The organism is Sphingomonas changnyeongensis, assembly GCF_009913435.1.
Taxonomy (GTDB): Bacteria; Pseudomonadota; Alphaproteobacteria; order Sphingomonadales; family Sphingomonadaceae; genus Sphingomonas_B; species Sphingomonas_B changnyeongensis.
Map to the genome: position 1 here is coordinate 2,287,877 of NZ_CP047895.1, position 25,866 is coordinate 2,313,742.

Consider the following 25,866-nt stretch of genomic DNA (forward strand, 5'->3'; position numbering starts at 1 on the left):
CCCAGAGCCTGGCGAAGCCCGATGCCGGCCGGGCGGGCCGGGCGGAACGCGTCATGCGCCCCGCCCCTTCCCGCGCCGACCGGCATGGGCTTGCGTTTCACGGGACTCAGCCCTTGTTCTCGTCCACTTCGGAGAACTCGGCATCGACGACATCGTCATCGGCCTTGGCCTCGGCCGCATCGCCGGCGGGCGCGGCCTGTTCCTTTTCGTAGATCGCCTGGCCAAGCTTCATCGCCACCTGGGCGAGCGCCTGGGCCTTTTCGGTCATCTGGTCGCCATCGCCGCTTTCGACCGCCGCCTTCGCTTCGGCGATCGCAGCCTCGATCTCGCCCTTCAGCGCCGCATCGACCTTGTCGCCATGCTCGGCAAGCTGGCGCTCGGTGGTGTGGATCAGGCTTTCGGCATTGTTCTTGGCCTCGGCGGCGGCGCGGCGCTTCTTGTCCTCTTCGGCGAAGCGCTCGGCGTCCTTGACCATCTGCTCGATGTCGGAATCGGACAGGCCGCCCGACGCCTGGATGCGGATCTGCTGTTCCTTGCCGGTGCCCTTGTCCTTGGCCGACACGTTGACGATGCCGTTCGCATCGATGTCGAACGTCACCTCGATCTGCGGCACGCCGCGCGGGGCCGGCGGGATGCCGACCAGATCGAACTGGCCGAGCAGCTTGTTGTCCGCCGCCATTTCGCGTTCGCCCTGGAACACGCGGATGGTCACCGCCTGCTGATTGTCGTCGGCGGTCGAATAGACCTGGCTCTTCTTGGTCGGGATCGTCGTGTTGCGGTCGATCATCCGGGTGAACACGCCGCCCAGCGTCTCGATGCCCAGCGACAGCGGCGTCACGTCGAGCAGCAGCACGTCCTTGACGTCACCCTGCAGCACGCCCGCCTGGATGGCCGCGCCCATCGCCACGACCTCGTCCGGATTGACGCCGGTGTGCGGTTCCTTGCCGAAAAAGTCCTTCACGACCTGACGGACCTTGGGCATGCGGGTCATGCCGCCGACCAGCACCACTTCGGAAATGTCCGCCGCCTTCACGCCCGCATCGGCGAGCGCCTTGCGGCACGGCTCCAGCGTGCGCTGGATCAGATCGTCGACCAGCCGCTCCAGATCGGCGCGGGTGACGGTCTTCACCAGATGCTTCGGCCCGGTGGCGTCGGCGGTGATGAAGGGCAGGTTGATCTCGGTCGTCTGCGCCGACGACAGTTCGATCTTGGCGCGCTCTGCCGCTTCCTTCAGGCGCTGCAGCGCCAGCCGGTCGGCGCGCAGATCGATGCCCTCGGCCTTTTTGAACTCGTCGGCCAGATATTCGACGACCTTCGAGTCGAAATCCTCGCCGCCGAGGAAGGTGTCGCCATTGGTCGCCTTCACCTCGAACACGCCGTCGCCGATCTCGAGGACCGAGATGTCGAACGTGCCGCCGCCAAGGTCATAGACGGCGATCGTCTTGCCGTCCTGCTTTTCAAGGCCGTAGGCGAGCGCGGCCGCCGTCGGCTCGTTGATGATGCGCAGCACCTCAAGCCCGGCGATCTGGCCGGCATCCTTGGTCGCCTGGCGCTGGGCGTCGTTGAAATAGGCCGGAACGGTGATCACCGCCTGGGTGACGGTTTCGCCCAGATAGGCCTCGGCCGTTTCCTTCATCTTCTGCAGGGTGAAGGCCGAGATCTGCGACGGCGAATAATCCTTGCCGCCCGCCTGCACCCAGGCATCGCCATTGGGGCCGCGCGAGATGGCATAGGGCACCAGCTCGGTGTCGCGCTTGGTGACGGGATCGTCATAGCGGCGGCCGATCAGGCGCTTGACCGCAAAAATCGTGTTGTCCGGATTGGTCACCGCCTGCCGCTTGGCGGGCTGGCCGATCAGGCGCTCGCCATCCTTGGTGAACGCGACGACCGACGGCGTCGTGCGCGCGCCTTCCGCATTTTCGATGACCTTGGGTTTGCCGCCTTCCATCACGGCGACGCAGCTGTTCGTCGTGCCCAGATCGATGCCGATAACTTTAGCCATTTTACCTCTTTGCACCCCTGCGATGAAGCTGGTCGCGGCGACCCCCCTGGGCCAGCCCCGACCGGACTGATGAAGCGGATATAGGCAGGCTATTGCTTGCCGCAAGTCGCGCCGGACCCTAGACTTTGGCCGACCGTCCGGCGCGCGCGCCACTGCTGTCGCGGTGCGCCGGCCATGCCAGAGGAGATCACCCGATGTTGCGTCCGTTTGTTGGGCTTTGTGCCGCCGGCATTGCGCTGGCAACCGCCGGCTGCACGCAGGAAGAAGCGCAGCTGCAGGTGACCGATGCCTGGGTGCGCATCTCGCCGGTGGCGTCCAATCCGTCTGCCGGCTATTTCACGGTCAAGGGCGGGGAAAAGGCCGTCCAGCTGATCGGCGTCAGCTCGCCGGTCGCGATCCGCACCGAAATGCACGAAACGATGGCCGATCACGGTGCTGGTGATGGCAATAGCGATGGCAAGGGCCATGGCATGACGATGATGAAGCCGGTGACCAGCGTCGATGTGCCGGCGCGCGGCACCGTCGCGTTCGCGCCCGGCGGGCGCCATGCGATGTTCTGGAACATCAATCCCGGCATCGTGCCGCCGCGCACCATGCCGCTCGTCTTCACCTTCTCCGATGGCACCCAGATCGAGGTCGCGGCGCGCACCGTTGCGGTGGGTGCGCCCGCACCCAAATGACGCGACCGGCGTGGCTGGTGGCAACGGGCCGATAAGGGCCGGACGGCGATGATCCGCGCCGCCCTGATCCGCCGGGCACAGGCCGGCGGCAGGCCGCTGACCGGCGGCGAGATCGATCTTGGCCGGTCAGTGTTCGGCGATGCGGTCGATTACGCGGCCATCCGCATCCATCGGCGCTGCTGGTGGCCCCTCCAGCCGCGCCGGGTGGTGATGGCACCCGATGGCGCGATCTGGTTCCACCCCGAAAGCCCCGCCTATCACGCCGATTTCAGCGCCGCGCCGCGTGCCGCGCAGGGGCTGTTCATCCATGAAATGGTGCATGTCTGGCAGCACCAGACCGGCCTGTTCCTGCCCTGGCGGCGGCATCCCTTCTGCCGCTACACCTATCGGCTGGAGCCGGGCCGGCCCTTCGCCCGATATGGCATCGAGCAGCAGGCGGAGATTGTCCGCCACGCCTTTCTGGCCGCAGGATCATGGCCTTCGGGCGAGGACGGCGGAGACGCGATGCGCCTCGCCGCACTGCTGCCGTTCGGCACCCTCTCGGGCTAGGGTGTTTTCAAGCCGGGTGGAATCACCTGACGGTTCGGAAAACGCCGCAAAACAGAGACCTGGAGGGCCGGCCCGATGCAATCGGATCGAAAGCCGCTCTAGGCGGCGGCGATGATCGGCACGAAATCGGCTGCCTTGAGGCTCGCCCCGCCGACCAGCGCGCCATCGACATCGGGCAGGCCGAGCAGCTCGGCCGCGTTGGCGGGCTTGACCGACCCGCCATAAAGGATGCGCACCCCGTCCGCCTCCGGCCCGAGCAGCGCACGCAGCCGGGTGCGGATGCCGGCATGCATCGCCGCGACATCGCCCGGCGTCGGCGTGCGCCCGGTGCCGATCGCCCAGACCGGTTCATACGCAATGACAAGCGCATCCGCCTTCGCCCCCGGCGGCACCGATCCGGCCAGCTGGGCCGCGACCACATCCTCGGCCCGCCCGGCATCGCGCTCGGCCTCGGTCTCGCCGACGCACAGGATGGCGATCATCCCGGCCGCCATCACCGCTTCGGCCTTGGCGCGCACCTCGGCATCGCTTTCATGCTGATCGGCGCGGCGCTCGCTATGGCCGACAATGGCAAGCCGCGCCCCCGCCTCGACCAGCATCGCCGCCGACACGCAGCCGGTGTGCGCGCCGCTCGCCCGCGCATGGCAATCCTGCGCGCCGATGGGCAGCGCCGTCCGCGCTGCCGCCGGCGCGATCAGCGTAAAGGGCGGGCAGATGGCGACATCGACATGCGGGTGGAGGGCGGCGGCGGCTGCAATCGCATCCAGCTCGGCGAGCGCTGCCATGTCGCCGTTCATCTTCCAATTGCCCGCGACCAGCTTGCGCCGCGCCTGTGTTCCGGTGCTCATCTGCCCTCGCATCCCTCAAGATCGGTCTCCGACCGGGTGGCCCCCGGATCGGTCTCCGCCCGCCCGGTAGAGGATCGCATGCGGCACGCGCAACCGTTCCGCGAGCCCGCCCGCCATGCGCCCGATGCTTGTCCCGCTGCGCGACAATGCCTAAAGCCCTTGCCCTGCACCGGGGCGCATGTTCCGGCGCGTCCGTCTGCCCTGCCCATTTTTGTTGCGGAACATCGATGCTCAACGCGCTTCGCAGTCTGTCCAAATCCAAGTTCGGCGTGGTGCTGCTTGGGCTGTTCCTTGCCGCGATCGCCGCCGGCTTTGTGCTGGCGGACATCCAGAATGTCGGGGTCCCGGGCAGCGCGACCGGCGACAATGCGGCACGGGTCGGGCGGACGACGATTTCCCAGGCCGATCTGCGCCAGCGGGTGCAGCGTGCCTATGAGTCCGCGCGGCGGCAGGATCCGGCGCTGACCATCCAGAGCTTTGTCGCCCAGGGCGGGGTGGAGGCGGTGCTCAACCGCATGATCGACGATCTCGTCATCGAACAGTTTGCGCGCGGCGCGGGCATGGGCGTCAGCCGTAAGCTCGAAGACGGGCTGATCGCCGGCGCGCAGGCGTTTCGCGGCCTCGACGGGCGGTTCGACCAGTCGCAATATGAAGCGTTTCTGGCGCGCGAGGGGCTGAGCGAAAAGCAGGTCCGCGCGGAACTCGCTCGCGATCTATATTCCAACCAGCTGATCGTGCCGGCGGCTGGCGGCACGCGCGCGCCGCTTGGCCTCGCGCTGCCCTATGCGTCGATGCTGCTCGAACAGCGGCGCGGCCAGGCGCTGTTCGTGCCGACGGCGGCGTTCGCGCCCAAGGCACCCGGCGAGGCCGAGCTGACCGCCTATTACCGGCAGAATATCGGCCGTTACACGATCCCGGAACGCCGGGTGCTCCGCTATGCGGTGATCGAGCGCGCGGCGCTTGCCGTGCCCGCGCCGACCGATGCGGAAATCGCCAAGGCCTATGATGCGGCCAAGGCCGAATATGCCCCGCGTGAAACCCGCGATCTGAGCCAGGTGATCCTGCCGTCCGAAAGCGCGGCGCGCGATTTCGCCCGGCGGATCGAAGGCGGGGCGACGATCGATGCCGCCGCGCGGGCCATCGGGCTGGAAGCCGCGCGGCTGACCGGCCAGACCCGCCAGGCCTATGCGACGGCAAGCGCCGATGCAGTCGCCGCGGCGGCGTTCCAGACCGCGCAGGGCCGGATCGCCGCGCCGACGCGCTCGCCGCTCGGCTGGCATGTCGTCCGCGTCGATCAGGTCCGCACCGTGCCGGGCAAGACGATTGCCGATGTGCGCGGCGAACTCGCCGCCGGCATCCTCAAAACCAAGAGCGAACAGGCCTTTGCCGATCTGATCGCGCGGATCGACGATGCGATCGCCAATGGCGGGACGTTCGACGAAGTGGTCGCCGCCAACAAGCTGACCGGCATCACCACCCAGCCGCTGCTCGCGACCGGGCGCACCGCCGATGCTGCGCCCGACGCGCCGGTCGCGCCGGAACTGGCCGCCGTGCTCAAGGTCGCGTTCGACAGCGAGGCGGATGATGATCCGGTGGTCGAACAGGTCGCAGCCAATGAACGGGCGGTGATCCTGAAGGTCGGCCAGATCGTCGCGCCGACGCCGCGCCCGATGGCGTCGATCCGCGACCGGCTGGTCGCCGATCTTGGCCGCGATCAGGGCTTTGCCGCCGCCCGCGCCGCCGCCGACCGGGTGCTCGCCCGGCTGAAGGCCGGCGACAATCTTGCCGCCGCCGCCCGCGCGGCGGGGGCCGCCCTGCCCGCGCCTGCGGCCATTGCAGGGCAGCGGCGCGAGCTGCTGCAGGCGGGCCGGCCGGTCGATCCCCGGCTCGATGCGCTGTTCGGCCCGCGCGCCGGCGGGGCGCGGCTCGCGCCCGCCGCCGACATGGCGGGCTGGTATGTGGTGCGCGTCGACCAGATCGTCCCCGGCGATGCGCGCGGCCAGCCGGCGCTGATCCAGGCGTCGCAGGCGCAGTTCGGCCCGGTGCTGGGCCAGGAATATGCGCAGCAGCTGATCGCCGCCGCCCGCCGCGAACTGGGCAGCGAAATCAACCAGGCAGCGGTCGGCGCGCTGAAGCGCGACCTGATCGGCCCGGCAGCGCCCTGATGACACAGCACGGCGTGGGCGCTGCCCCGGCGGGCGCGGGCGCGGGCATGGGAACGGGCACGGCCATGGCAAGCGACGATCAGGCGGTGGCGCAGGCGCTGGCCGAAGGGCGGCCCGCCTTTGTCTGGCGGCGGCAGATCGCCGATGTCCACACCCCGGTCGGCGCGGCGCTTGCGCTGATCGAGCCGGGGCGCGGCGATTTCCTGCTGGAATCGGTCGAGGGCGGGCAGACGCGCGGCCGCCACAGCCTGATCGGGCTGGCACCGGACCTCGTCTTCCGCGCCGTCGGCGACACGGCCGAGATCAACCGCAACTGGCTGCACGACCGGGACGATTTCATCCCCGCCGGCCCGGCAATCGCGGCACTGCGCACGCTGGTCGGCGAATGCCGTGCCGATGTGCCGGCGGAACTGCCCCCGGCGCTCGCCTGTCTGGTCGGCTATTTCGGCTATGAGACGTTCGGCCTGATCGAAAACCTGCCCCGGCCGCCGGCCAATCCGCTGGCGCTGCCCGACATGCTGTTCGTGCGCCCGACCCTGATCCTGGTGTTCGACCGGCTGACCGACGAGCTGTTCCTGATCGCCCCGCTCTGGCCGGGTGACGGCGCTGCCGATCCGGCAGCCCGCATCGCCGACGCGCGGGAGCGGATCGACGCCGCCGCCGCCCGGCTGGCGGCGCGCGGCGATACCGCAGCGCGCACCGCACCGCCGGCCGTCACCGACCTGAGCGTGACGCCGCACCTTGCGCCCGGCCAGTACCGCGACATGGTCGTGCGCGCGCAGGACTATATCCGCGCCGGCGATATCTTTCAGGTCGTGCTCGCCCAGCGCTTCACCGCGCCCTTCCCGCTGCCGCCGTTCGATCTTTACCGCGCGCTCAGGCGGATCAATCCGTCGCCCTTCCTTTATTTCCTCGACCTGCCGGGCTTTGCGCTCACCGGCAGCAGCCCGGAGATTCTGGTGCGCGCGCGCGGCGGCGAGGTGACGATCCGCCCGATCGCCGGCACCCGGCCGCGCGGGCGGACCGCGACCGAAGATGCCGAGAATCGCGACAGCCTGCTCGCCGATCCCAAGGAACGGGCCGAGCATCTGATGCTGCTCGACCTTGGCCGCAACGATGTCGGCCGGGTGGCCGCGCCGGGCAGCGTGCGCGTGACCGACAGCTACACGATCGAGTTTTACAGCCACGTCATGCACATCGTGTCGAACGTGGTCGGGCGGCTGGCCGACGGGCGCGACGCGCTCGATGCGCTGTTCGCCGGCTTTCCGGCCGGCACGGTGTCGGGCGCGCCCAAGGTCCGCGCGTGCGAGATCATTGCCGAGCTGGAGCCGGAAACGCGCGGTGCCTATGCGGGCGGCGTCGGCTATTTCTCGGCCGACGGGTCGATGGACAGCTGCATCGTGCTGCGCACCGCCGTGGTCAAGGACGGGCAGATGCACGTCCAGGCCGGGGCCGGCATCGTCGCCGACAGCGATCCCGCCGCCGAACAGCGCGAGTGCGAGGCCAAATCGGGCGCGCTGTTCGCCGCCGCGCGCGAGGCGCTTGTTCGCGCGCTCGATCCCGGTTTCGGGCAATAGCCTGAGGGGTGTGGATTCGCGCCGTGGTCGCCCCTAACATGGAAGAATGAGCACAGCCCGCCCGCCCCGCCGCCCGACTGCTTCCCGGCTCCGCCGCCTGCTCAGCTTATGGCCCGGCGCGGCGATGCTCGCGGCACTCGCGCTCAGCCAGCCGGCATCCGCCGCCCCGGCGGGCGCGCGCGAGCAGGATCTGACGCTCAGGAACTTCCGCTTCCACACCGGGGAAGTGCTGCCGGAGCTGAAGCTGCATTACACGACGCTCGGCACGCCGCAGCGCGACGCATCGGGCGCGGTCACGAATGCGGTGATGATCCTCCACGGCACCGGCGGATCGGGGCATCAGTTCTTCCAGCCCCAGTTCGCCGATGCGCTGTTCGGGCCGGGCCAGCCGCTCGACACAGCGCGCTATTTCATCATCCTGCCCGACAATATCGGCCATGGCGCGTCGTCCAAGCCCAGCGACGGGCTGAAGGCGCGCTTTCCCGCCTATGACTATGCCGACATGGTCGATGCGCAGGCCCGGCTGCTCGACCATCTGGGCGTCAGGCGGCTCCGGCTGCTGATGGGCACATCGATGGGCTGCATGCACGGCTTTGTCTGGGGCACCACCCGGCCCGAACGCGTACAGGCGATGATGCCGATGGCGTGCCTGCCGGTCGAGATCGCCGGCCAGAACCGCATGTGGCGCAAGCTGGCGATCGATGCCGTGCGCGCCGATCCCGCCTATCGCGGCGGCGATTACACGGCCCAGCCGCTCGCTGGGCTGCGCACCGCCGCCAGCCTGCTGCTCGTCGCCGGGCTGAACCCGGTTCAGGCCCAGGCGCAGGCCCCGACGCGCATTGCCGCCGAAGCCGCGCTCGACACCGCATTTGCGCGCACCATCGCCGGGCGCGATGCCAATGACCTGATCTGGCAGCTCGACAGTTCCAGGACCTACAATCCGGCGGCAGGGCTCGAGCGGATGACGATGCCCGTCACCTGGGTGAACTCGGCCGATGATTTCATCAATCCGCCGGGCCTGGGCATTGCCGAGGCGGCGGCCCGCCGCCTGCCGCAGGGCAAGTTCATCCTGATCCCGCAAAGCGCCGAGACGCGCGGCCACGGCACCCATACATGGGCGCGGTTCTGGCAGCATGAGCTGGTGGCGCTGCTCGCGCGCAGCGAAGGGCGCTGAACATGGCCCCGACAGGCAGGCGCAGCGCCCGGATTCCGTGCGTGACGAACCGGGGGCATGGCGGCTAAAGCCCCCGGCCATGATCCTTGTCATCGATAACTATGACAGCTTCACCTGGAACCTCGTCCATTATCTGATGGAGCTGGGGGCCGAGGTCGATGTGGTGCGCAACGACGCGCTGTCGGCCGGTCAGGCGCTGTCATCGGGCGCGCAGGCCTTTCTGATTTCGCCCGGCCCCTGCACGCCCAACGAAGCGGGCATCTCGCTCGATCTGGTCGCCGCCTGTGCTGCTGCCGGGCGGCCGCTGCTCGGCGTGTGCCTTGGCCATCAGGCGATCGGCCAGCATTTCGGCGGCAAGGTGGTGCGCGGCGGGCTGATGCACGGCAAGACGTCGCCGGTCACCCATGACGGCACCGGGCTGTTCGCAGGCCTGCCCTCGCCCTTCACCGCCACCCGCTATCATTCGCTGGTCGTGCCCGAAGACACGCTGCCGCCCGAACTGGTCGTCAATGCGCGCAGCGATGACGGCCATGTGATGGGCTTTCGCCATCAGAGCCTGCCGATCCACGGCGTCCAGTTCCATCCCGAGAGCATCGCGACCGAGCATGGCCACCGGATGCTGGCCAATTTCATGCGCGCGGCCGGCCTGCCGGTCAGGGAGCCGGCATGACGACGATCACCATCCTGCCCGATGCCAGCGTCCCGCTCGACGCCGACACCGCGGCGCGCGCCTTTGGCGACATTCTGGACGGCAAGCCCGCCCATGACGATATCGCCCGTTTCCTTGCCGACATGTCGCTGCGCGACGAGACGGCGGCGGAAATCGCCGCCTGCGCGCAGGCGATGCGCGCCCGGATGCTGCCGGTCGATGCGCCGCCAAACGCCATCGACGTCTGTGGCACCGGGGCGGATGCACAGCACAGCCTCAACATCTCGACCGCCGTCGCGATCGTCGTCGCGGCCTGCGGCGTGCCCGTCGCCAAGCACGGCAACCGCGCGGCCTCGTCCAAGGCCGGGGCGGCGGACACGCTCGAGGCGCTCGGGCTGAACCTCGATGTCGCCTCGGCAACCGCCGAGCGCAGCCTGAATGACCTGGGCATCGCGTTCCTGTTTGCGCAGATCCACCATCCGGCGCTGGCCCCGCTGGCCCCGATCCGCCGCGCGCTCGGGCGGCGGACGGTGTTCAACCTGGTCGGCCCGCTGTGCAACCCGGCGCGGGTGTCGCGGCAGCTGATCGGCATTGCGCGGCCCGATTTCATGCCCGTCTATGCCGATGCCGCGCGGCGTGTCGGGCTGCAAGCGGCGCTGCTGGTCGCGGGCGACGAGCCGCTCGATGAACTGTCGATCGCGGGACCGAGCACGATGGTGTCGGTCGGCATGCTGGGCGACAGCGTCCACCGCGTCATGCCGCGCGATGCGGGCCTTCAGCCGCACGCCCTTGATGCGCTGAAAGGGGATGATGCCGCCTATAACGCGGCTGCGCTGCGCCGCCTGCTGATGGGCAGCCCCGGCGCCTATCGCGACGCGGTGCTGCTCAATGCCGCCGCCGCGCTGATGGTGGCGGGCGAGGCCGCCGATCTGAAGGACGGCGCCCGTCGCGCCGCCCATGCGATCGACGACCAGAGCGCGCTGCACCTGCTCGAACGCTGGATCGCCTATCGATGAACAAGCTTCAGGAAATCTGCGCCTTCAAGGTGACGGACACCGCCCGTCGCCGCGCGCTCAACCCCGATCTCGATGCGCTGATCGCCGCCCAGTCGCCGCCGCGCGGGTTTCGCCGCGCGCTCGATTCCGCGCCCGGCTATGGCCTGATCGCCGAAATCAAGAAGGCCAGCCCGTCCAAAGGGCTGATCCGCGCCGATTTCGACCCGCCCGCCCATGCCCGCGCCTATCAGGCGGGCGGCGCATCCTGCCTGTCGGTGCTGACCGACGAGCCTTATTTCCAGGGCCGCGATGCCGATCTGGTCGCCGCGCGCGCGGCCTGTGCGCTGCCGGTGCTGCGCAAGGATTTCATCGTCGATCCGTGGCAGGTGCGCGAGGCGCGCGCGCTGGGCGCGGACGCGATCCTGATCATCGTCGCCGCGCTCGACGATGGCCAGATGGCCGAAATCGAAGCGGCGGCGATCGAACTGGGCATGGACGCGCTGGTCGAGGTGCACAGCGCCGCCGAGCTGGACCGGGCGCTTGCGCTCAAGTCGCGGCTGATCGGGGTCAATAACCGCGATCTCAGGGACTTTTCGGTCAGTTTTGAGCGGACATATGAACTTGTCGGCCGCGCCCCCGCCGGGTGCACCTTTGTCGCCGAAAGCGGGCTGACGCACCGCGCCGATCTGAACGCGATGGCCGAACGCGGCGTGCGCTGCTTCCTGATCGGCGAAACGCTGATGCGCGCCGACGATGTCGAGGCCGCGACCCGGGCACTGGTCGGCTGACCATGGCCGGGGAGCGGGACGCAGAGGGTGGCGGCGACAGGGAAGGCCTGACCCATCTCGACGCCGCCGGCCATGCCCGGATGGTCGATGTGTCGGCCAAGCCCGCCACCCTGCGCACCGCCATTGCCGCGGGACGCATCCTGATGTCGGCAGAGGCGGCGGCGGCGATCGCGGCGGGCACGGTGGTGAAGGGCGACGTGCTGGCCGCCGCGCGCATCGCCGGCATCATGGCCGCCAAGCGCACCGCCGATCTGATCCCGCTCTGTCATCCGGTCGCCCTGTCGGGCGTCACGATCGATCTCGATGCCGCACCCGACGGGGTGACCGCCACCGCCACCGCGCGCACCACCGGGCCGACGGGCGTGGAGATGGAGGCGCTGACCGCCGTGTCGGTCGCGCTGCTGACGGTCTATGACATGGCGAAAGCGCTCGACCGGGGAATGCGGATCGACGGCATCGGGCTGGTTGCCAAAAGCGGCGGCCGGTCGGGCGACTGGCAGGCCTGAGGCGACGAAAGCCTCCGGCACCACAGGGCGCACGATGACGCGCGCGCCCTGCTGTGGCAGGAACCGGCGATGACGCCCGCCCCGTCCCTCCTTCCCGTATCCGAAGCCCAGGCGCGGCTGATTGCCGTAGCGCCGCTGCTTCCCCCCGCGCTGCTGCCGCTGGCCGAGGCCGCCGGCCGCTGGGCGGCGGAGGATGTTGTCGCGCGGGTCGATCACCCCTTTGCCGACCTGTCGGCGATGGATGGTTATGCGATCCGCCATGCCGATCTGCCCGGACCATGGCAGGTGACCGCCACCATCGCCGCCGGCCGGATGCCCGCCGCACCGATCGGCCCGGGCATGGCGGCGCGCATCTTTACCGGCGCCCCGCTGCCAGCCGGGGCAGACACCATCCTTGTCCAGGAAGACGCCCGGCGCGACGGCGACCGGCTGACCCTGGCCGGGGACGGGCCCGACCGGCGGGGCGCGCATGTCCGCCGCCGGGCGATGAACTTTGCCGCCGGCGATACGCTGATCCCTGCCGGGGCACGGATCGCCCCGGCCCGGATCGGGCTGGCGGCGCTTGGCGGCCATGCCGTGCTGCCGGTGCGCGGCCGGGCACGCATCGCGCTGTTGTCGACCGGGGACGAGCTGGCGGCACCGGGCGCGCCGCTTCGCCCCGGCCAGATCCACGCCGCCAATGCCGCGATGATCGCGGCGCAGCTCGCCGCCCTGCCGGTCATGGTCAGCGACTGCGGGATCATCGCTGACGACCGCGCCGCGCTCGCCCGCGCGATCGCCGATGCGGCGGCGCAGGCGGACATTCTGGTGACGATCGGCGGCGCATCGGTGGGCGACCATGATCTGGTGCAGCCGGCGCTTGCCGATTGCGGGGCGACGCTCGATTTCTGGCGGATCGCGATGCGGCCGGGCAAGCCGCTGATGGCCGGGCAGCTGAGCGCGACGATGGTGCTCGGCCTGCCGGGCAACCCGGTCTCGGCCTTTGTCACCTCGGCGCTGTTCCTGATGCCGCTGATCGCGGCGATGGGCGGGGCGACTGCGCCGCTGCCGCCCACCCTGTCGCTGCCGCTTGGCGAGGCGCTGCCCGCAGTCGGGCCACGCGCCGATTATCTGCGCGGTCGCGTGGCCGATGGGCGTGTTTTTCCGGTGGGGGTTCAGGACAGCGGGGTGCTGACCGGGCTTGCCCGCGCCGATGCGCTGATCATCCGCCCCGCTCATGCCCCGGCATTGCCTGCCGGCGCGTTCGCCGATGTTCACATCATTGCTTGACGCGTCTGCGCATGTTTCCTACACGTTCCTTGTTCGTTCCCAGCCAAGGGCGAGGCGATGCTGACGCGCAAGCAACATGAACTGCTCCTTTTCATCCAAGACCGCCTCGCCAAAAGTGGCGTGTCGCCCTCGTTCGAGGAGATGAAGGAGGCGCTCGACCTCAAGTCCAAATCGGGTGTCCACCGCCTGATCGGCGCGCTGGAGGAGCGGCAGTTCATCCGCCGCCTGCCCAACCGCGCCCGCGCGCTTGAGGTGCTGCGCCTGCCCGATGGCGGCGGTGCCCCGGCGGAAAAGACGCGCGCGCCCAGCCCCGCCGCCCCGCCGGTGGCCGCCAACGAAAATGTGCTCGACATCCCGCTTCATGGCCGGATCGCCGCGGGCAGCCCGATCGAGGCGCTGGAGGGGCAGTCGAGCCTGTCGGTTCCCGCCGCTCTGCTGGGGCCGGGCGAACATTATGCGCTTGAAGTGGCTGGCGATTCGATGGTCGAAGCCGGGATCCTCGACGGCGATTATGCGCTGATCCGCCGCGCCGAGACGGCGCGCGACGGGCAGATCGTGGTCGCGCTGATCGACGATGAGGAAGCAACCCTCAAATTTTTCCGCCGCGAGGGCGCGATGGTGCGGCTCGATCCGGCCAACCGCGCTTATGATCCGCAGCGCTACACGCCCAACCGCGTCCGCGTGCAGGGCTGTCTGGCGGGGCTGCTGCGCCGCTACTGAGCGGCGATGCTCCACCCACGCGGCTGCGGGCGGGAGATGCGCCACGGGTGCCGGTCATCCGGGCGAATGGCATGGGCCAGCGATGGCTGGCGGCCGAAGCGGATGGCAACGCCGCCGCTGCGCGCCAGCGCCGGCCGGTCAAGCTTCAACCAGCGCGGGCGGCAGCCGGCCGGCAGGCGGCGATCGCTGACGACGATGTCGGCGGCGGCGCATGCGGCAACCAATGGCTGGAAAGGCATCATCAGATCGGTGCGGGTCACCATCATCCGCCATGTCCGGCCCTGACGGATGATCGTCACCACACAGGCATCGGGGCTGCACCGCGCATCAGGTGACAGCGCAAGGCTGGCCAGCGGGCTGTCGCTTGCCACCGCATCGGCCAGCATCATGTCGACGAAGCCGCCATTGCCCGCGCGGATGCCCGCATAGTCGCCCGCCGGGCCGCGCACGGCGACATGCCGGCCATCGCCGGTGACGATCAGGTCCGGCGGCGGCGGCGCCACCGCCCAGACCGCGCCGCCCAGCGCCGGGGCCAGCCCCAGCCAGCGGTGCGTCCTTGTCCAGAGCAGCATCCACAGTCCGCCGGCCAGCATCGCCAGCGCCGCCCCGCCCGGCATCAGCGGCAGACGGAGGACCGCCCCGGGGGCCGCCGCCGTCAGCTGCGCCAGCGCCAGCAGCAGGTCGATGGCCCGGCCCGTGATCCACCAGAGCGGCGCGCCCAGCCCGGCGGCGTCGAGCGCCAGCGCCAGCGCTTCTGCCGGCATGATGACGAAGGTCGTCAGCGGGATGGCGGCCAGATTGGCGAGCGCGCCATACACGCCCTGCTGGTGAAAATGATACAGCGCGATCGGCGCAAGCGCGATCTCGACCGCCAGCCCGCTGGCAAGGATCGCCGCCAGTGCGCGCAGCGCGGCTGCCAGCGCCGCCTCCTCCCGCCGCGCGAACAGGCGACGGGACGCGGGATGATCGTGCAGCGCGACAATCGCCGTCACCGCGGCAAAGCTGAACTGGAAGCTCGCGCCAATCAGCGCTTCGGGCCAGAGCGCCAGCACGACCAGCGCCCCGGCCGCGACCAGCCTGAGCGTGATCGCCTCGCGCCCCAGCGCAAGCCCGGCCAGCACCAGCAGGGCGGCCACCAGCGCGCGCACCGTCGGCACCTCGGCCCCGGTCAGCCAGGCATAGCCCGCGCCGGCCATCGCGCCGGCCGCCGCCGCGACCAGCGGCAGCGACCAGCGCAGCGCCAGCCCGGGGCTGAGCGCCAGCAGCCGCAGCACGACAAACATCACCGCCCCACCAGCGCGGTCACATGCAGGCCGCTGACGGACAGCAAATGGGCCAGTCCCGCGCGACGCAGCGCGTCCTGATCCCCGGCGCTGACCCGTCCCTGATCGCCGGTCGCCAGCGCCACCGCAATGCCGGCGGGGCGCGCCGCCAGGGCACCCGCGATATGCGCGGACAGGCGGACGCGCAGCCCGGATGCGCGGTCCGGCGGCGCGCGCGCCAGCCGGGCCACGGGGCCGAGCGCACGGCCGCTCGCGCCGATCGCGGCAAACCAGGCCGCGCGCGCCGGATCATGCGCGCCGGGCATGGCCGGCGGCAGCGGCGGGGCCAGCCGGGCGGTCAGGCGGATGCGGTCGCCGGGCATCAGGTCGGCGGGGGCCATCTCCTGCTTCGCGGTCAGCCTGACGCGCGGCGGCAGGTCCGGCCGGTCGAGCGGGCGCAGGACAAGGCGGAGCGAGCGCCTCGACGTCAGCTGCCCGACCGAGTCGATCTCGGCGGCAAAGCCGGTGACGACCGGCCGGTCGAGCACCGGTGCCGCCACGATCAGCGCCCGCCCCCAGACGAGCGCACAGCCCAGCGCCAGCACCATCCCGGCCCAGATCAGGCCGTGCCCCAGCCGCCGATGCGCGCCGAGAGCGAGCCCGAGCGCCGCCACCGCCGCGCCCGACAGGATCAGCACGCACCATTCAACCGGCCCGGGCAAGGCGAACCAGCCGCCGATACCGGCCGCCAACGCGACCGGCAGCCACAGCGGCAGCTGATCACGCTCACCATCGAGCCAGCTCTCGATCCGGCTCAAGGCCCGTTGCAGGGGGGCAGCGACGCCCCGGCCCGCCCCGGGCAACCCCGTGGTTTGTCGCGGCCAGACGGCCATGCTAGGGGCGTCGCCGGTCACCATCACGTTCTTCACAGCCTGGGAGCAACCGCGCGTGAGCGCAAGCAGCGTCGTCACCCGTTTCGCCCCGTCGCCGACGGGGTTCCTGCACATCGGCGGTGCGCGCACCGCATTGTTCAACCTGCTGTTCGCCCGCCATCATGGCGGCAAGTTCCTGCTGCGCATCGAGGATACCGACAAGGCGCGCTCGACCCAGGCGGCGATCGACGCGATCCTCGACGGGATGACCTGGCTGGACCTGAACTGGGACGGCGACGTGGTCTATCAGTCGCAGCGCGCCGCCCGCCATGCCGAGGTGGCCGAGGCGCTGCTGGCGAGCGGCCATGCCTATCGCTGCTATGCGACGCCCGAGGAACTGGCCGAACTGCGCGAGGCGCAGCGCGCGGCGAAACAGCCGATGCGCTATGACGGCCGCTGGCGCGACCGCGCGCCGGGGCCGGAGCAGGACGGCAAGCCCTTTGCCGTGCGGCTGAAGGCCCCGCGCGACGGCGAAACGGTGATCGACGATCTGGTGCAGGGCCGCGTGGTCGTCCAGAACAGCGAGCTGGACGACATGATCCTGCTGCGGTCGGACGGAACGCCGACCTATATGCTCGCCGTCGTCGTCGACGATCACGACATGGGCGTCACCCATGTCATCCGCGGCGACGATCATCTGAACAACGCCTTCCGCCAGCTGGGCATCATCCGCGCGATGGGCTGGCCGGAGCCGGCTTATGCGCACATCCCGCTGATCCACGGATCGGACGGGGCCAAGCTGTCCAAGCGGCACGGGGCGCTGGGCGTCGATGCCTATCGCGACGAACTGGGCATCCTGCCCGAGGCGCTGTCAAACTATCTGCTGCGCCTCGGCTGGGGGCATGGCGATGCGGAAATCATTTCGCGGGCGCAGGCGACCGAATGGTTCGATATCGGCGGGGTCGGCCGTTCGCCGTCACGCTTCGACCTGAAAAAGCTCGAAAATCTGAACGGCCATTATCTGCGCGAGGCGGATGACGCCCGGCTCGCCGCGCTGGCCGCGCCGCGCATTGCAGCCGTGCTGGGGCGTGCGCTCACCGACGCCGATCTGGCGCTGGTCGGGCGGGCGATGCCCGAGCTCAAACCGCGTGCGAAGAATCTCCACGAAATCGCTGACGGGGCGATGTTCCTGTTCGCCAGCCGGCCGCTCGTGATGGAAGAAAAGGCCGCCGCCCTGCTGGAAGGCGACGGCACGCGCCTGCTGGGTCTTGTGCATGAACGCCTGACAGCGGTGACCGACTGGTCGGCCGAGGCGCTCGATGCCGGCGTCCGCGCGGTCGCGGAAGCCGAGGGCATCGGCCTTGGCAAGGTGGCGCAGCCGCTGCGTGCGGCCTTGACCGGGCGCACGACTTCGCCAGGAATTTTTGACGTGCTTGTTCTATTGGGACGCGACGAATCGCTGGCACGGCTGGCCGACCGGCTGGCGGCATGACCCGCCGCGCCCGCGTGACGATTGGTTGAGGAGCAGAATGAATGACTGACATGGCGAAACTGACGCTGGGCGGAGCCGAAATCGACCTGCCGGTCCGCAAGGGCAGTGTCGGCCCGGATGTGATCGACATCCGCAAGCTCTACGGCCAGACCGGCGCCTTCACCTATGATCCGGGCTTCACCTCCACCGCCAGCTGCGAATCGGGCCTGACCTATATCGACGGCGATCAGGGCATCCTGCTCCATCGCGGCTATCCGATCGACCAGCTCGCCGAAAAGTCGAGCTTCATGGAGGTGTGCTACCTGCTCCTGAACGGCGAGCTGCCGAAGAAGGACGAGCTGGACAAGTTCACCTACACCATCACCCGCCACACGATGCTGCACGAGCAGCTGGCGACCTTCTATCGCGGGTTCCGCCGCGACGCGCATCCGATGGCGGTCATGTGCGGCGTCGTCGGCGCGCTGTCGGCCTTCTACCATGATTCGACCGACATCACCGATCCGCACCAGCGGATGGTCGCCAGCCACCGGCTGATCGCCAAGATGCCGACCATCGCGGCGATGGCGTATAAATATTCGGTCGGCCAGCCCTTCCTCTACCCGGACAACTCGCTGTCCTATTCGGGCAATTTCCTGCGCATGACCTTCGGCGTGCCGGCTGAGCCCTATCAGGTCGATCCGGTGGTCGAAGCGGCGATGGACAAGATCTTCATCCTGCACGCCGATCACGAACAGAATGCGTCGACCTCGACCGTGCGGCTGGCCGGTTCGTCGGGCGCCAATCCCTTCGCCTGCATCGCGGCGGGCATCGCCTGCCTGTGGGGCCCGGCGCATGGCGGCGCAAACGAAGCGGCGCTCAACATGCTGCGCGAAATCGGCCGTCCGGAAAAGATTCCGGAATATATCGCCCGCGCCAAGGACAAGAATGATCCGTTCCGCCTGATGGGCTTTGGCCACCGGGTCTACAAGAACTATGACCCGCGCGCCAAGGTGATGCAGAAGACCGCGAACGAGGTTCTGGAAAAGCTGGGCGTCACCGATCCGATCTTCGACGTTGCGCGCGAACTCGAACAGATCGCGCTCAAGGACGATTATTTCGTCGAGAAGAAGCTCTATCCGAACGTCGATTTCTATTCGGGTGTCATCCTGTCGGCGATCGGTTTCCCGACCTCGATGTTCACCGCGCTGTTCGCCCTTGCCCGCACCGTCGGCTGGGTGGCGCAGTGGAACGAGATGATCTCGGACCCCGAACAGAAGATCGGCCGCCCGCGCCAGCTCTACACCGGGCCGTCGCAGCGCGATTATGTCCCGCTCGACCAGCGCTGACACGATGCGCCGCCGGGCGGTGCCGATCCTGCTCGCGCTGGTCGGCATCGCCCCGCTCGCAGCCTGTGCCCGGCCCGGCGCGACGGCGGCGTTGCCGTCGCCCGGCCCGGTGTTCGATCCGGCGACGTTCTTCGTCGGCCGGACCGAAGGCAGCGGCACCCTTGCGCGGCGCTGGCATGATCCGGAAGCGGTCAGCGTGTCGGGCACCGGCGAACTGCTCGTCGACGGCACTTTGGTGCTGCGTCAGCGGGTCAGCCGCACCGGCCATCCGGACCGGCGGCGGCTGTGGCGGCTGCGGCCGACCGGCGTGCCGGGCGAATATCGCGGCCATATGTCGGATGCGACCGATCTGGTGACCGCGCGGGTGACCGGCAACCGGCTGACCATCGCTTATCCGATGCGCGGCGGCTTTACCGCCGTGCAGCAGATCGACCTCGCTGCCGACGGGCAGAGCGCGGTCAACCGCATGACCGTGACGCTGCGCGGGCTGAGGGTCGCAACGCTCGACGAGGTGATCCGGCGGGTCGGCCCGACGCGCTGAGCCCGGCGCGCCGGGACCAGCCGGGCCGTTCAGCCGCCGGACGGCAGGGCGAGCACGAACCGCGCGCCCTGCCCCAGCGCGCTGTCCACGGTCAGGTCTCCGCCCATCGCGCGGGCGAGCCGGCGGGCGATATAGAGGCCAAGCCCGCTGCCCCCCGGATCGCTGGGTGCGATACGGGTGAATTTCTCGAAAATCCGCTCATGCTCGGCAGGGTCAATGCCATGCCCCTGATCGGCGACGACGATGATCGCGCGCGCGCCCTCGCGTTCGGCGCGCACCCACACCATGCCGCCTTCGGGCGAATGGCGCACGGCATTGCCGATCAGATTGACGAGGATCTGCAAGGTGCGGCGGTAATCGCCGCGCGCGGGCAGGCTTTCGTCCATCGCCGGCGGATCGATGCGGACGCCGCGGTCACCCGCCTGGATGCCGAGCAGGCTCGCCGCGCGCCGGGACAGATCGGCCAGATCGATCAGATCGGCCAGTGGCTGGAAATCATGCCGCTCGACCGCCTGCAGATCGACCAGATCGTCGACAAGCGCGAGCAGATGCCGCCCGGCCCCGGCAATGTCGGTCGCATAATCGGCATAATCGCGCCGGATCGGCCCGCCGGATTGCGCGCCGATGCTCTCGGCCCGCTCGACAATCCGGGCGAGCGGCTGGCGCAGCGCGGTGTCGAGCCGCGTCCCGAACGGATTGCCATCGGCCGTCACCGGCTCGCCAGGATCGCGGGTCTCGGGCTCCGGCACCTCATCGGCCACCGGGGCAGGCCGAGCGGGTTCGGCGGCGGCGGGCGCATCGACCAGAAACGCGCTGCCGCGATAGCCGGCAAAGCGGCCGCCGCCGTCAATCAACGGCAGGCCGGTCAGCCGCACCCGCTGGCCGGAGCCGCGCACCTCCGCCTCCTGCCCCTCGAACCGGGCCCGCGCGGCAATCGCCTCCAGGATCGGCAGGTCGCCATCGGCACCGGGAATGAAATGGAACAGCCGCGTCAGCGGCGCGCCGATCATCGCCTCGCCCGCCGGATCGGTGACCGAAGTGAGCTTCAGCGCCGGATCGGTTTCCCACAGCCAGTCGCCGCGCGACCGCACGAAATCATAGACGCGGCGGCCAAAACCGTCATCGCCCGACCGGCCCGGACGCCGCGCCCAGCCGCCGACCGAGAGCGCCACCCCGCCGCCCTCAGGCTTGGCCTGCACCCACAGATCAAGATCATCAGCCCCGTCAGCCGCAATCACGCAGCGCGACACCAGCACGCCCAGCCGCTGGGCCAGCCGGACCAGGGTGGCGATCTGTGGCACGGCGATGACCTGGCCGATCGCGCCGCCCGCCGCCTCCTGCAACCGGGCAAGCGCGGGATCGGCGCGCACCAGCCGCCCCTCACCGTCGATGAACCCCTCGGCAACGCGGGTCATCGCGCCCGCCTTTCGCGGCCGATATCGGCGATGGCGGCGCGGAACGCGCGGTCCAGCCGCCAGGGCCGGATCGCTTCGCGCGCCTCGGCCAGATCGAGATCGAGATAGTCGTTGATCCGTTCCTCGAGCTTGGCCTCGCTCAGCCCGTTGATCGCCGCCATCTGCAGCAGGATCGATGCCGCCACCTCGGTGCGCGCCTCGATCGCCCGCAGCGCGACCGCCAGCGCGCCGATGCCCGGATCGGTCGCGATCACGAATGCCGACATGTAATCGACCCGCGCCCTGACCGCGAGATTGGCGACGAACAGGCTGAAATAGCCGCGCCGGAACGCCTCGAACATCGCCTCGTCATCGGCGGGGCCGGCCAGTGCGACGCGCATCGCCGCCCCTTCAAGCGTCTGGCTTTCATCATGTGCGGCCAGCCGTTCAAACACCGCGCCCTGGAGGGATTCGTCGCGCGCAGCCGGATCGAGCGGCGACGCGCGGTCGAGATAGTCGCGCAGCGCCGCCGCCGTCCACCAGGCCAGCCGGACGAGCAGATCGGCCGGCAGGTCGCGCGCCGACAGCGTGGGTTCGCCCGCGCCGTCGCTGCGCCGGCTCTCCGCGATCAGATAGGGCATTTCCAGTTCGGGCGCGATGGCGAGCGGCGTCGCGCCGGCCGGTTCGGGATCGGCGGCGGCGATGCGGCGAATGCCCTCGGATATCCGGTGCTCCTCGGCACGCGCGAGCAGCAGCGCGACCAGATCGCGTTCGCGCAGCACGCCTGCCCGGTCGAAGATCGGCCGCGCAATGGCGATACGCGCGACGCCGATGGCGGGCGGCGCAGTCTCGCCCAGCCGCTCGATCAGCCCCAGCCGCAAGTCACTTTCCAGATCCTCGACCAGCGCATCGATCATCGCCGAAATCGCCGAGCGCTGGCGATCATTGGGCCGGTGGCGTTCGGGGACGAACAGATCGTTGAGCGCGGCGGACACGCGCGCATCGGCCTCGCGCGCGGCATATGCCGCCGCGGCGAGCAGGCGGGGCGCACCCGCCAGCGGACCGCCTTCGTCTTCGCGCGCAGTCAGGGCCATGGCAGCGGCTTAGCCCGGCGAGGATGAAGACCGCGTTAAGCGTCACGCTTGGCGCTTGGCGGGCGGCACCGGCGGGCATAGAGCAGATCGCGATGGTGCATCGATCATCCCCCGGGCGCGGCATCGGCCATGGCCTGACCGGCCGCCGCTTTGCGGCGCTGCTGGGCGCTCTGGCGCTGCTGGGCGGCTGCGGCAGCCGCGCGGGCGACGGGCCGATCCGGGCCAGCATCGTCGGCGATCCGGTCACGCGGCCCGACCGGGTCGGCCCCGCCACCGGTCAGGCCGACCGGATGCTGGCGACGATGACCGGCGCGGGGCTGGTGACGTTCGATGAAAATGGCCAGATCCGCCCGGCGCTCGCCCAGCGCTGGATCGTGACCGATGACGGGCTGAGCGCGATTTTCCGGCTCGACCGCGACGCGCGGCTGGCCGGGCGGCCGGTGAGCGCGGACGCGGTTGCCCGGCGGCTGCGCGCGGCGCTGGCGCGGCAACGGACAACGGCGCTGGGCGCGGCGCTCGCCGCCATCGACGAAGTGGCGGTGATGACGCCCGATGTGATCGAAATGCGCCTCAAACTGCCCCGGCCACCTTTGCTCGATCTGCTCGCCCGGCCCGAACTGGCGGTTGCCGGGGCGGTGCCGGGACCGGACAGCGGCGGCGGTTTTCGTGGCGGGGCGCGGCGCGGCGGCTGGCTGACGCTGACCCCGCTTGCCGCAGCCGACACCCCGCCGCCGCCTGCTTTATGGCTGCGCGGCGAACCTGCGGCGCGGGCGCTGGCGCGATTCTCGCTCGGCCATGCCGATCTGGTGCTGGGCGGCAGCGTGGTCGACTGGCCGCTGGTCCGCGCCGCCGCCATTCCGGCGCGGCTGGTGCGGACCGATCCTGCCGAAGGGCTGCTCGGCCTCGTGCCCGCACGCGGCGGCGGGCTGGCGGGCGACCCCGGCAACCGGGCGGCGCTGGCCATGGCGATCGACCGCGATGCGCTTGGCCGCCTGCTCGATGCGCCGCGCTGGCGGCCCGATCTGGCGGTCCTGCCCCAGCCCTATGGCACGGCGGCGGCCCCTCACGTCCCCGAATGGGCGACTCTGGGTCTTGCGGATCGGCGCGCGACCGCTGCCGGGCGGATCGCCATGTGGCTGGCGCGCGGACGCGGGCGCACGGCGGAGGTGCGGCTGTTTCTGCCGCCCGGCCCCGGCAGCCGGCTGATGTTCGCAGCGCTTGCCGCCGATTGGCGGCGGATCGGCGTCACCGCCCTGCCCGCCAGCCGCGCCGAGGCCGATCTGCTGCTGATCGACGAGGTCGCGCCCGCACCCAGCGCGATCTGGTATCTGGCGCGGCTCGCCTGCCCCGCGCCCGCCATCTGCCCGGCCGAGGCCGGCGAGGCGCTGGCCGCCGCGCGGGCCGCGACCGACCCTGCCGAGCGCGGCCGCCTGCTGACCGTGGCGGACCGGGGAATCGGGGCAGCGGCGCTCTATATCCCCATCGCCCGGCCGCTGCGCTGGTCAGTGGTCGCGCAGCGGTTCAATCTGTTCCGCGACAATCCGCGCGCGGTCCACCCGCTCGACCGGCTGATCCAGCCGCGGCGCTGACCCCCTCTCGTCAAGCGGCGCCGGGCCTCCCATATCGGCGGAACGGAGGATGAAACAGCATGGTGTCAGTCAACAGGATCGACGAACTGGCCGACCGGCTGAACCTCAGCCGCGACGCGCAGGCGGTGCGCCAGCGGGTCGAGGCGGTCGAGGCGGTGATGGAAAGGCTCGTCACCATTCCGGGCACCGGGCGTCAGTTCGGGCTGGACGTGATCCTCGATTTCGTGCCCGGCATCGGGCCGCTTGCGGCGTCGGCGCTGGGCGCATGGATGGTGTGGGAGGCGCGCAATCTGGGCCTGTCGCGCTGGCAGCTGACGCGCATGGGGGGCAATGTCGGCATCGACCTGCTGCTCGGCGCGATCCCGTTCGTCGGTGCCATTCCCGATTTCTTCTTCCGGTCGAACAGCCGCAACCTCAGGATCATCAAGCGCCATCTCGACCGCCATCATCCCGCCGGCGCCACCATCGACGCTGCGCCGCCCGGGCAGGAACGCACGGTCAGGCGGGGCTGAAATCCAGCCCGATATCGGCGGCCGGGGCCGACTGGGTGATGCGGCCGACCGAGATATAATCGACCCCGGTTTCGGCAATGGCGCGGATGGTGTCCAGCCGCACGCCGCCCGACGCCTCGGTCGGCACCCGCCCGGCGACCAGCGCCACCGCCTGCCGCAGCACAGGCGGGGCCATGTTGTCGAGCAGCAGCCGGGTCGCGCCGGCTGCCAGCGCCGGTTCGATCTGGTCGATATGGTCGACCTCGACGATGATCTCGGCAATGCCGGCGGCTGCCGCGCGGCGCACCGCCTCGCCGACATCGCCGGCGACCGCGACATGATTGTCCTTGATCATCGCGGCATCCCACAGGCCCATGCGGTGATTGGTCGCCCCGCCCATGCGGGTCGCATATTTCTCAAGCAGCCTCAGGCCGGGGATGGTCTTGCGCGTGTCGAGCAAGGTCGCGCCCGTGCCGGCAATGGCCCCCACATAGGCGGCGGTCAGCGTCGCGATGCCGGACAGATGCTGAACGGTGTTGAGCGCCGACCGCTCGGCGGTCAGCATCGCCCGCGCAGCACCCGTCAGCCGCATCAGCGGCGCACCGGCCGCCACGCATTCGCCGTCCTGCGCGAGCATCTCGATGCCGACATCGGCGTCGAGCGCGCGGAAGAACGCCGCCGCCACCTCCAGCCCGGCAACGGTGATCGCATCGCGGCTCGCCATCGTGCCGACGAACCGCGCATCCGCCGGAATCACCGCCGCCGACGTGATGTCCCCGCCAGCGCCGAGATCCTCGGCGAGGGTTGCCGCAACGAATGCGGACAGATCAAAACCACCCGGCAATCCCATGGCGACAGCCTCAGCCAAGCTCGGGGCGCAGCGGCCCCAGATCGCCCAGCCCGACGGTTCCGCTGGCCATCGCCAGCATGCGGTCAAGGCTGCGCTTGGCCTTGAGGCGCAGGTCCTCGTCCAGCTCGATGCGCGGCTCCAGGTCGCGCAGCGCGATGTAGAGCTTTTCCATCGTGTTGAGCGCCATGTACGGGCAGATGTTGCAGTTGCAATTGCCGTCCGCCCCCGGCGCGCCGATAAACTGCTTGTCGGGCATCGCCTTTTGCATCTGGTGGATGATGTGCGGCTCGGTCGCCACGATCACCGTCTGCGCCGGCACGGTCTTCGCATAGTCGAGGATCGCGCTGGTCGAGCCGACGAAATCGGCATGGTCGAGCAGATGCGGCGGACATTCGGGATGGGCCGCGATGGGCGCATCGGGGTGCCGCGCCTTGAGCTTCAGCAGCTCGGTTTCCGAAAACGCCTCGTGCACGATGCACACGCCCGGCCACAGCAGCAGCTCACGCCCGGTCTTGCGCGCCAGATAGCCGCCCAGATTGCGGTCGGGACCGAAGATGATCTTCTGGTCCTTGGGGATCTGCATCAGGATCTTTTCGGCCGAAGACGAGGTGACGATCACGTCCGACAGCGCCTTCACCGCCGCCGAGCAGTTGATGTAGGTGAGCGCGATATGGTCCGGATGGGCGGCGCGGAAGGCGGCGAACTGTTCCGGCTGGCAGCTGTCCTCCAGGCTGCACCCGGCGTCCATGTCGGGCAGGACGACGATCTTTTCCGGGCTCAGGATCTTCGCGGTCTCGGCCATGAAGCGCACGCCGCAAAAGGCGATCACCTCGGCATCGGTTTCCTGCGCCTTGCGCGACAGCTCCAGGCTGTCGCCGACGAAATCGGCAAGGTCCTGCAGCTCCGGCCGCTGATAATAATGGGCAAGGATGACCGCGTTGCGCGATTTGCGCAGCCGCTCGATCTCGGCCCTGAGGTCGAGCCCGGCCAGCGAGCCGCCAATCCCGTCGCGTGCGTCCATCGTTCCTGTCTCT

24 protein-coding genes are annotated in these 25,866 nt (G+C 70.1%); 16 read left to right on the forward strand and 8 right to left on the reverse strand.

Annotated elements, in window-relative coordinates; genetic code table 11:
• Nucleotides 1-106 precede the first annotated feature (106 nt).
• The gene (gene dnaK, locus GVO57_RS11295; RefSeq protein WP_160593220.1) at nt 107-2,002 is read right to left on the reverse strand and encodes a molecular chaperone DnaK; all 1,896 of its coding nucleotides are present in this window, start codon (nt 2,000-2,002) and stop codon (nt 107-109) included.
• A gap of 194 nt (nt 2,003-2,196) precedes the next feature.
• On the opposite strand from dnaK, the gene GVO57_RS11300 reads away from it, so the two are divergent.
• Both GVO57_RS11300 and GVO57_RS11305 read left to right on the forward strand, forming a co-directional pair.
• The gene (locus GVO57_RS11300; RefSeq protein WP_160593221.1) at nt 2,197-2,682 is read left to right on the forward strand and encodes a copper chaperone PCu(A)C; all 486 of its coding nucleotides are present in this window, start codon (nt 2,197-2,199) and stop codon (nt 2,680-2,682) included.
• A 48-nt stretch (nt 2,683-2,730) separates the two neighbouring features.
• Nucleotides 2,731-3,231: a vgr related protein gene (locus tag GVO57_RS11305; protein WP_160593222.1), complete on the forward strand. Its 501-nt coding sequence runs from the start codon at nt 2,731-2,733 to the stop codon at nt 3,229-3,231.
• A gap of 98 nt (nt 3,232-3,329) precedes the next feature.
• Here the strand turns inward: GVO57_RS11305 and tpiA are convergent, their stop codons facing one another.
• On the reverse strand, nt 3,330-4,079 hold the full coding sequence (tpiA, locus tag GVO57_RS11310; protein WP_160593223.1) for a triose-phosphate isomerase: 750 nt from the start codon (nt 4,077-4,079) through the stop codon (nt 3,330-3,332).
• Nucleotides 4,080-4,306: 227 nt separating this feature from the next.
• Here tpiA and GVO57_RS11315 point away from each other — a divergent pair, with 227 nt between their 5' ends.
• The 9 genes from GVO57_RS11315 (at nt 4,307) to lexA (ending at nt 13,922) form a co-directional block, all read left to right on the forward strand.
• Nucleotides 4,307-6,244 (forward strand): peptidylprolyl isomerase, encoded by a 1,938-nt coding sequence (locus GVO57_RS11315; protein ID WP_160593224.1) that lies wholly within the window; start codon nt 4,307-4,309, stop codon nt 6,242-6,244.
• Between the two features lie 65 nt (nt 6,245-6,309).
• Nucleotides 6,310-7,821 (forward strand): anthranilate synthase component I family protein, encoded by a 1,512-nt coding sequence (locus tag GVO57_RS11320; protein ID WP_160593976.1) that lies wholly within the window; start codon nt 6,310-6,312, stop codon nt 7,819-7,821.
• A 124-nt stretch (nt 7,822-7,945) separates the two neighbouring features.
• Nucleotides 7,946-8,995 carry an alpha/beta fold hydrolase gene (locus tag GVO57_RS11325; protein WP_160593225.1) on the forward strand — a complete coding sequence of 350 codons (1,050 nt, stop codon included), beginning with the start codon at nt 7,946-7,948 and terminating at the stop codon, nt 8,993-8,995.
• A 79-nt stretch (nt 8,996-9,074) separates the two neighbouring features.
• Entirely contained in the window at nt 9,075-9,665 is a 591-nt protein-coding gene (locus GVO57_RS11330) for an anthranilate synthase component II (RefSeq protein WP_160593226.1), read from the forward strand.
• Entirely contained in the window at nt 9,662-10,660 is a 999-nt protein-coding gene (gene trpD, locus GVO57_RS11335) for an anthranilate phosphoribosyltransferase (protein ID WP_160593227.1), read from the forward strand. The genes GVO57_RS11330 and trpD overlap by 4 nt, the downstream gene beginning before the upstream one ends.
• Complete coding sequence (gene trpC, locus GVO57_RS11340) at nt 10,657-11,427, forward strand: indole-3-glycerol phosphate synthase TrpC (RefSeq protein WP_160593228.1); 771 nt, start codon at nt 10,657-10,659, stop codon at nt 11,425-11,427. Before trpD ends, trpC begins: the two co-directional genes overlap by 4 nt.
• 2 nt (nt 11,428-11,429) lie before the next feature.
• On the forward strand, nt 11,430-11,933 hold the full coding sequence (gene moaC, locus GVO57_RS11345) for a cyclic pyranopterin monophosphate synthase MoaC (protein WP_160593229.1): 504 nt from the start codon (nt 11,430-11,432) through the stop codon (nt 11,931-11,933).
• 69 nt (nt 11,934-12,002) lie between these two features.
• On the forward strand, nt 12,003-13,202 hold the full coding sequence (locus GVO57_RS11350) for a molybdopterin molybdotransferase MoeA (RefSeq protein WP_160593230.1): 1,200 nt from the start codon (nt 12,003-12,005) through the stop codon (nt 13,200-13,202).
• A gap of 57 nt (nt 13,203-13,259) precedes the next feature.
• Nucleotides 13,260-13,922 carry a transcriptional repressor LexA gene (lexA, locus tag GVO57_RS11355; protein ID WP_160593231.1) on the forward strand — a complete coding sequence of 221 codons (663 nt, stop codon included), beginning with the start codon at nt 13,260-13,262 and terminating at the stop codon, nt 13,920-13,922.
• On the opposite strand, the gene GVO57_RS15645 is transcribed toward lexA, so the two are convergent.
• Complete coding sequence (locus GVO57_RS15645) at nt 13,916-15,205, reverse strand: ComEC/Rec2 family competence protein (protein ID WP_268830449.1); 1,290 nt, start codon at nt 15,203-15,205, stop codon at nt 13,916-13,918. The two genes, lexA and GVO57_RS15645, sit on opposite strands and share 7 nt — an antisense overlap.
• A complete protein-coding gene (locus tag GVO57_RS15650) occupies nt 15,205-16,002 on the reverse strand; it encodes a ComEC/Rec2 family competence protein (RefSeq protein WP_268830433.1) in 798 nt (265 codons plus the stop codon). Before GVO57_RS15650 ends, GVO57_RS15645 begins: the two co-directional genes overlap by 1 nt.
• Nucleotides 16,003-16,075: 73 nt before the next feature.
• On the opposite strand from GVO57_RS15650, the gene gltX reads away from it, so the two are divergent.
• Genes gltX through GVO57_RS11375 form a run of 3 tightly spaced genes read left to right on the forward strand, consistent with a single transcriptional unit; the run spans nt 16,076 to nt 19,414 of the window.
• Nucleotides 16,076-17,548, forward strand: coding sequence for a glutamate--tRNA ligase (gltX, locus tag GVO57_RS11365; protein ID WP_160593232.1), 1,473 nt, complete (start codon nt 16,076-16,078; stop codon nt 17,546-17,548).
• A gap of 41 nt (nt 17,549-17,589) precedes the next feature.
• A complete protein-coding gene (locus GVO57_RS11370; protein WP_160593233.1) occupies nt 17,590-18,873 on the forward strand; it encodes a citrate synthase in 1,284 nt (427 codons plus the stop codon).
• A gap of 4 nt (nt 18,874-18,877) precedes the next feature.
• Nucleotides 18,878-19,414 carry a DUF3833 family protein gene (locus GVO57_RS11375; protein WP_160593234.1) on the forward strand — a complete coding sequence of 179 codons (537 nt, stop codon included), beginning with the start codon at nt 18,878-18,880 and terminating at the stop codon, nt 19,412-19,414.
• A 29-nt stretch (nt 19,415-19,443) separates the two neighbouring features.
• On the opposite strand, the gene GVO57_RS11380 is transcribed toward GVO57_RS11375, so the two are convergent.
• The gene (locus tag GVO57_RS11380) at nt 19,444-20,829 is read right to left on the reverse strand and encodes a sensor histidine kinase (protein WP_160593235.1); all 1,386 of its coding nucleotides are present in this window, start codon (nt 20,827-20,829) and stop codon (nt 19,444-19,446) included.
• On the reverse strand, nt 20,826-21,902 hold the full coding sequence (locus GVO57_RS11385; protein WP_160593236.1) for a DUF2336 domain-containing protein: 1,077 nt from the start codon (nt 21,900-21,902) through the stop codon (nt 20,826-20,828). Before GVO57_RS11385 ends, GVO57_RS11380 begins: the two co-directional genes overlap by 4 nt.
• Nucleotides 21,903-21,925: 23 nt before the next feature.
• Between GVO57_RS11385 and GVO57_RS11390 the strand changes: the two genes are divergently transcribed.
• Nucleotides 21,926-23,491 carry a periplasmic substrate-binding domain-containing protein gene (locus tag GVO57_RS11390; protein ID WP_160593237.1) on the forward strand — a complete coding sequence of 522 codons (1,566 nt, stop codon included), beginning with the start codon at nt 21,926-21,928 and terminating at the stop codon, nt 23,489-23,491.
• A 59-nt stretch (nt 23,492-23,550) separates the two neighbouring features.
• Entirely contained in the window at nt 23,551-24,003 is a 453-nt protein-coding gene (locus GVO57_RS11395; RefSeq protein WP_160593238.1) for a DUF4112 domain-containing protein, read from the forward strand.
• Here GVO57_RS11395 and nadC read toward each other — a convergent pair.
• Together nadC and nadA are read right to left on the reverse strand one after the other, a co-directional pair.
• Nucleotides 23,990-24,832 (reverse strand): carboxylating nicotinate-nucleotide diphosphorylase, encoded by an 843-nt coding sequence (gene nadC / locus GVO57_RS11400; protein WP_160593239.1) that lies wholly within the window; start codon nt 24,830-24,832, stop codon nt 23,990-23,992. The two genes, GVO57_RS11395 and nadC, sit on opposite strands and share 14 nt — an antisense overlap.
• A 10-nt stretch (nt 24,833-24,842) precedes the next feature.
• Nucleotides 24,843-25,853 (reverse strand): quinolinate synthase NadA, encoded by a 1,011-nt coding sequence (nadA, locus tag GVO57_RS11405; RefSeq protein WP_160593240.1) that lies wholly within the window; start codon nt 25,851-25,853, stop codon nt 24,843-24,845.
• Between the last annotated feature and the right edge of the window lie 13 nt (nt 25,854-25,866).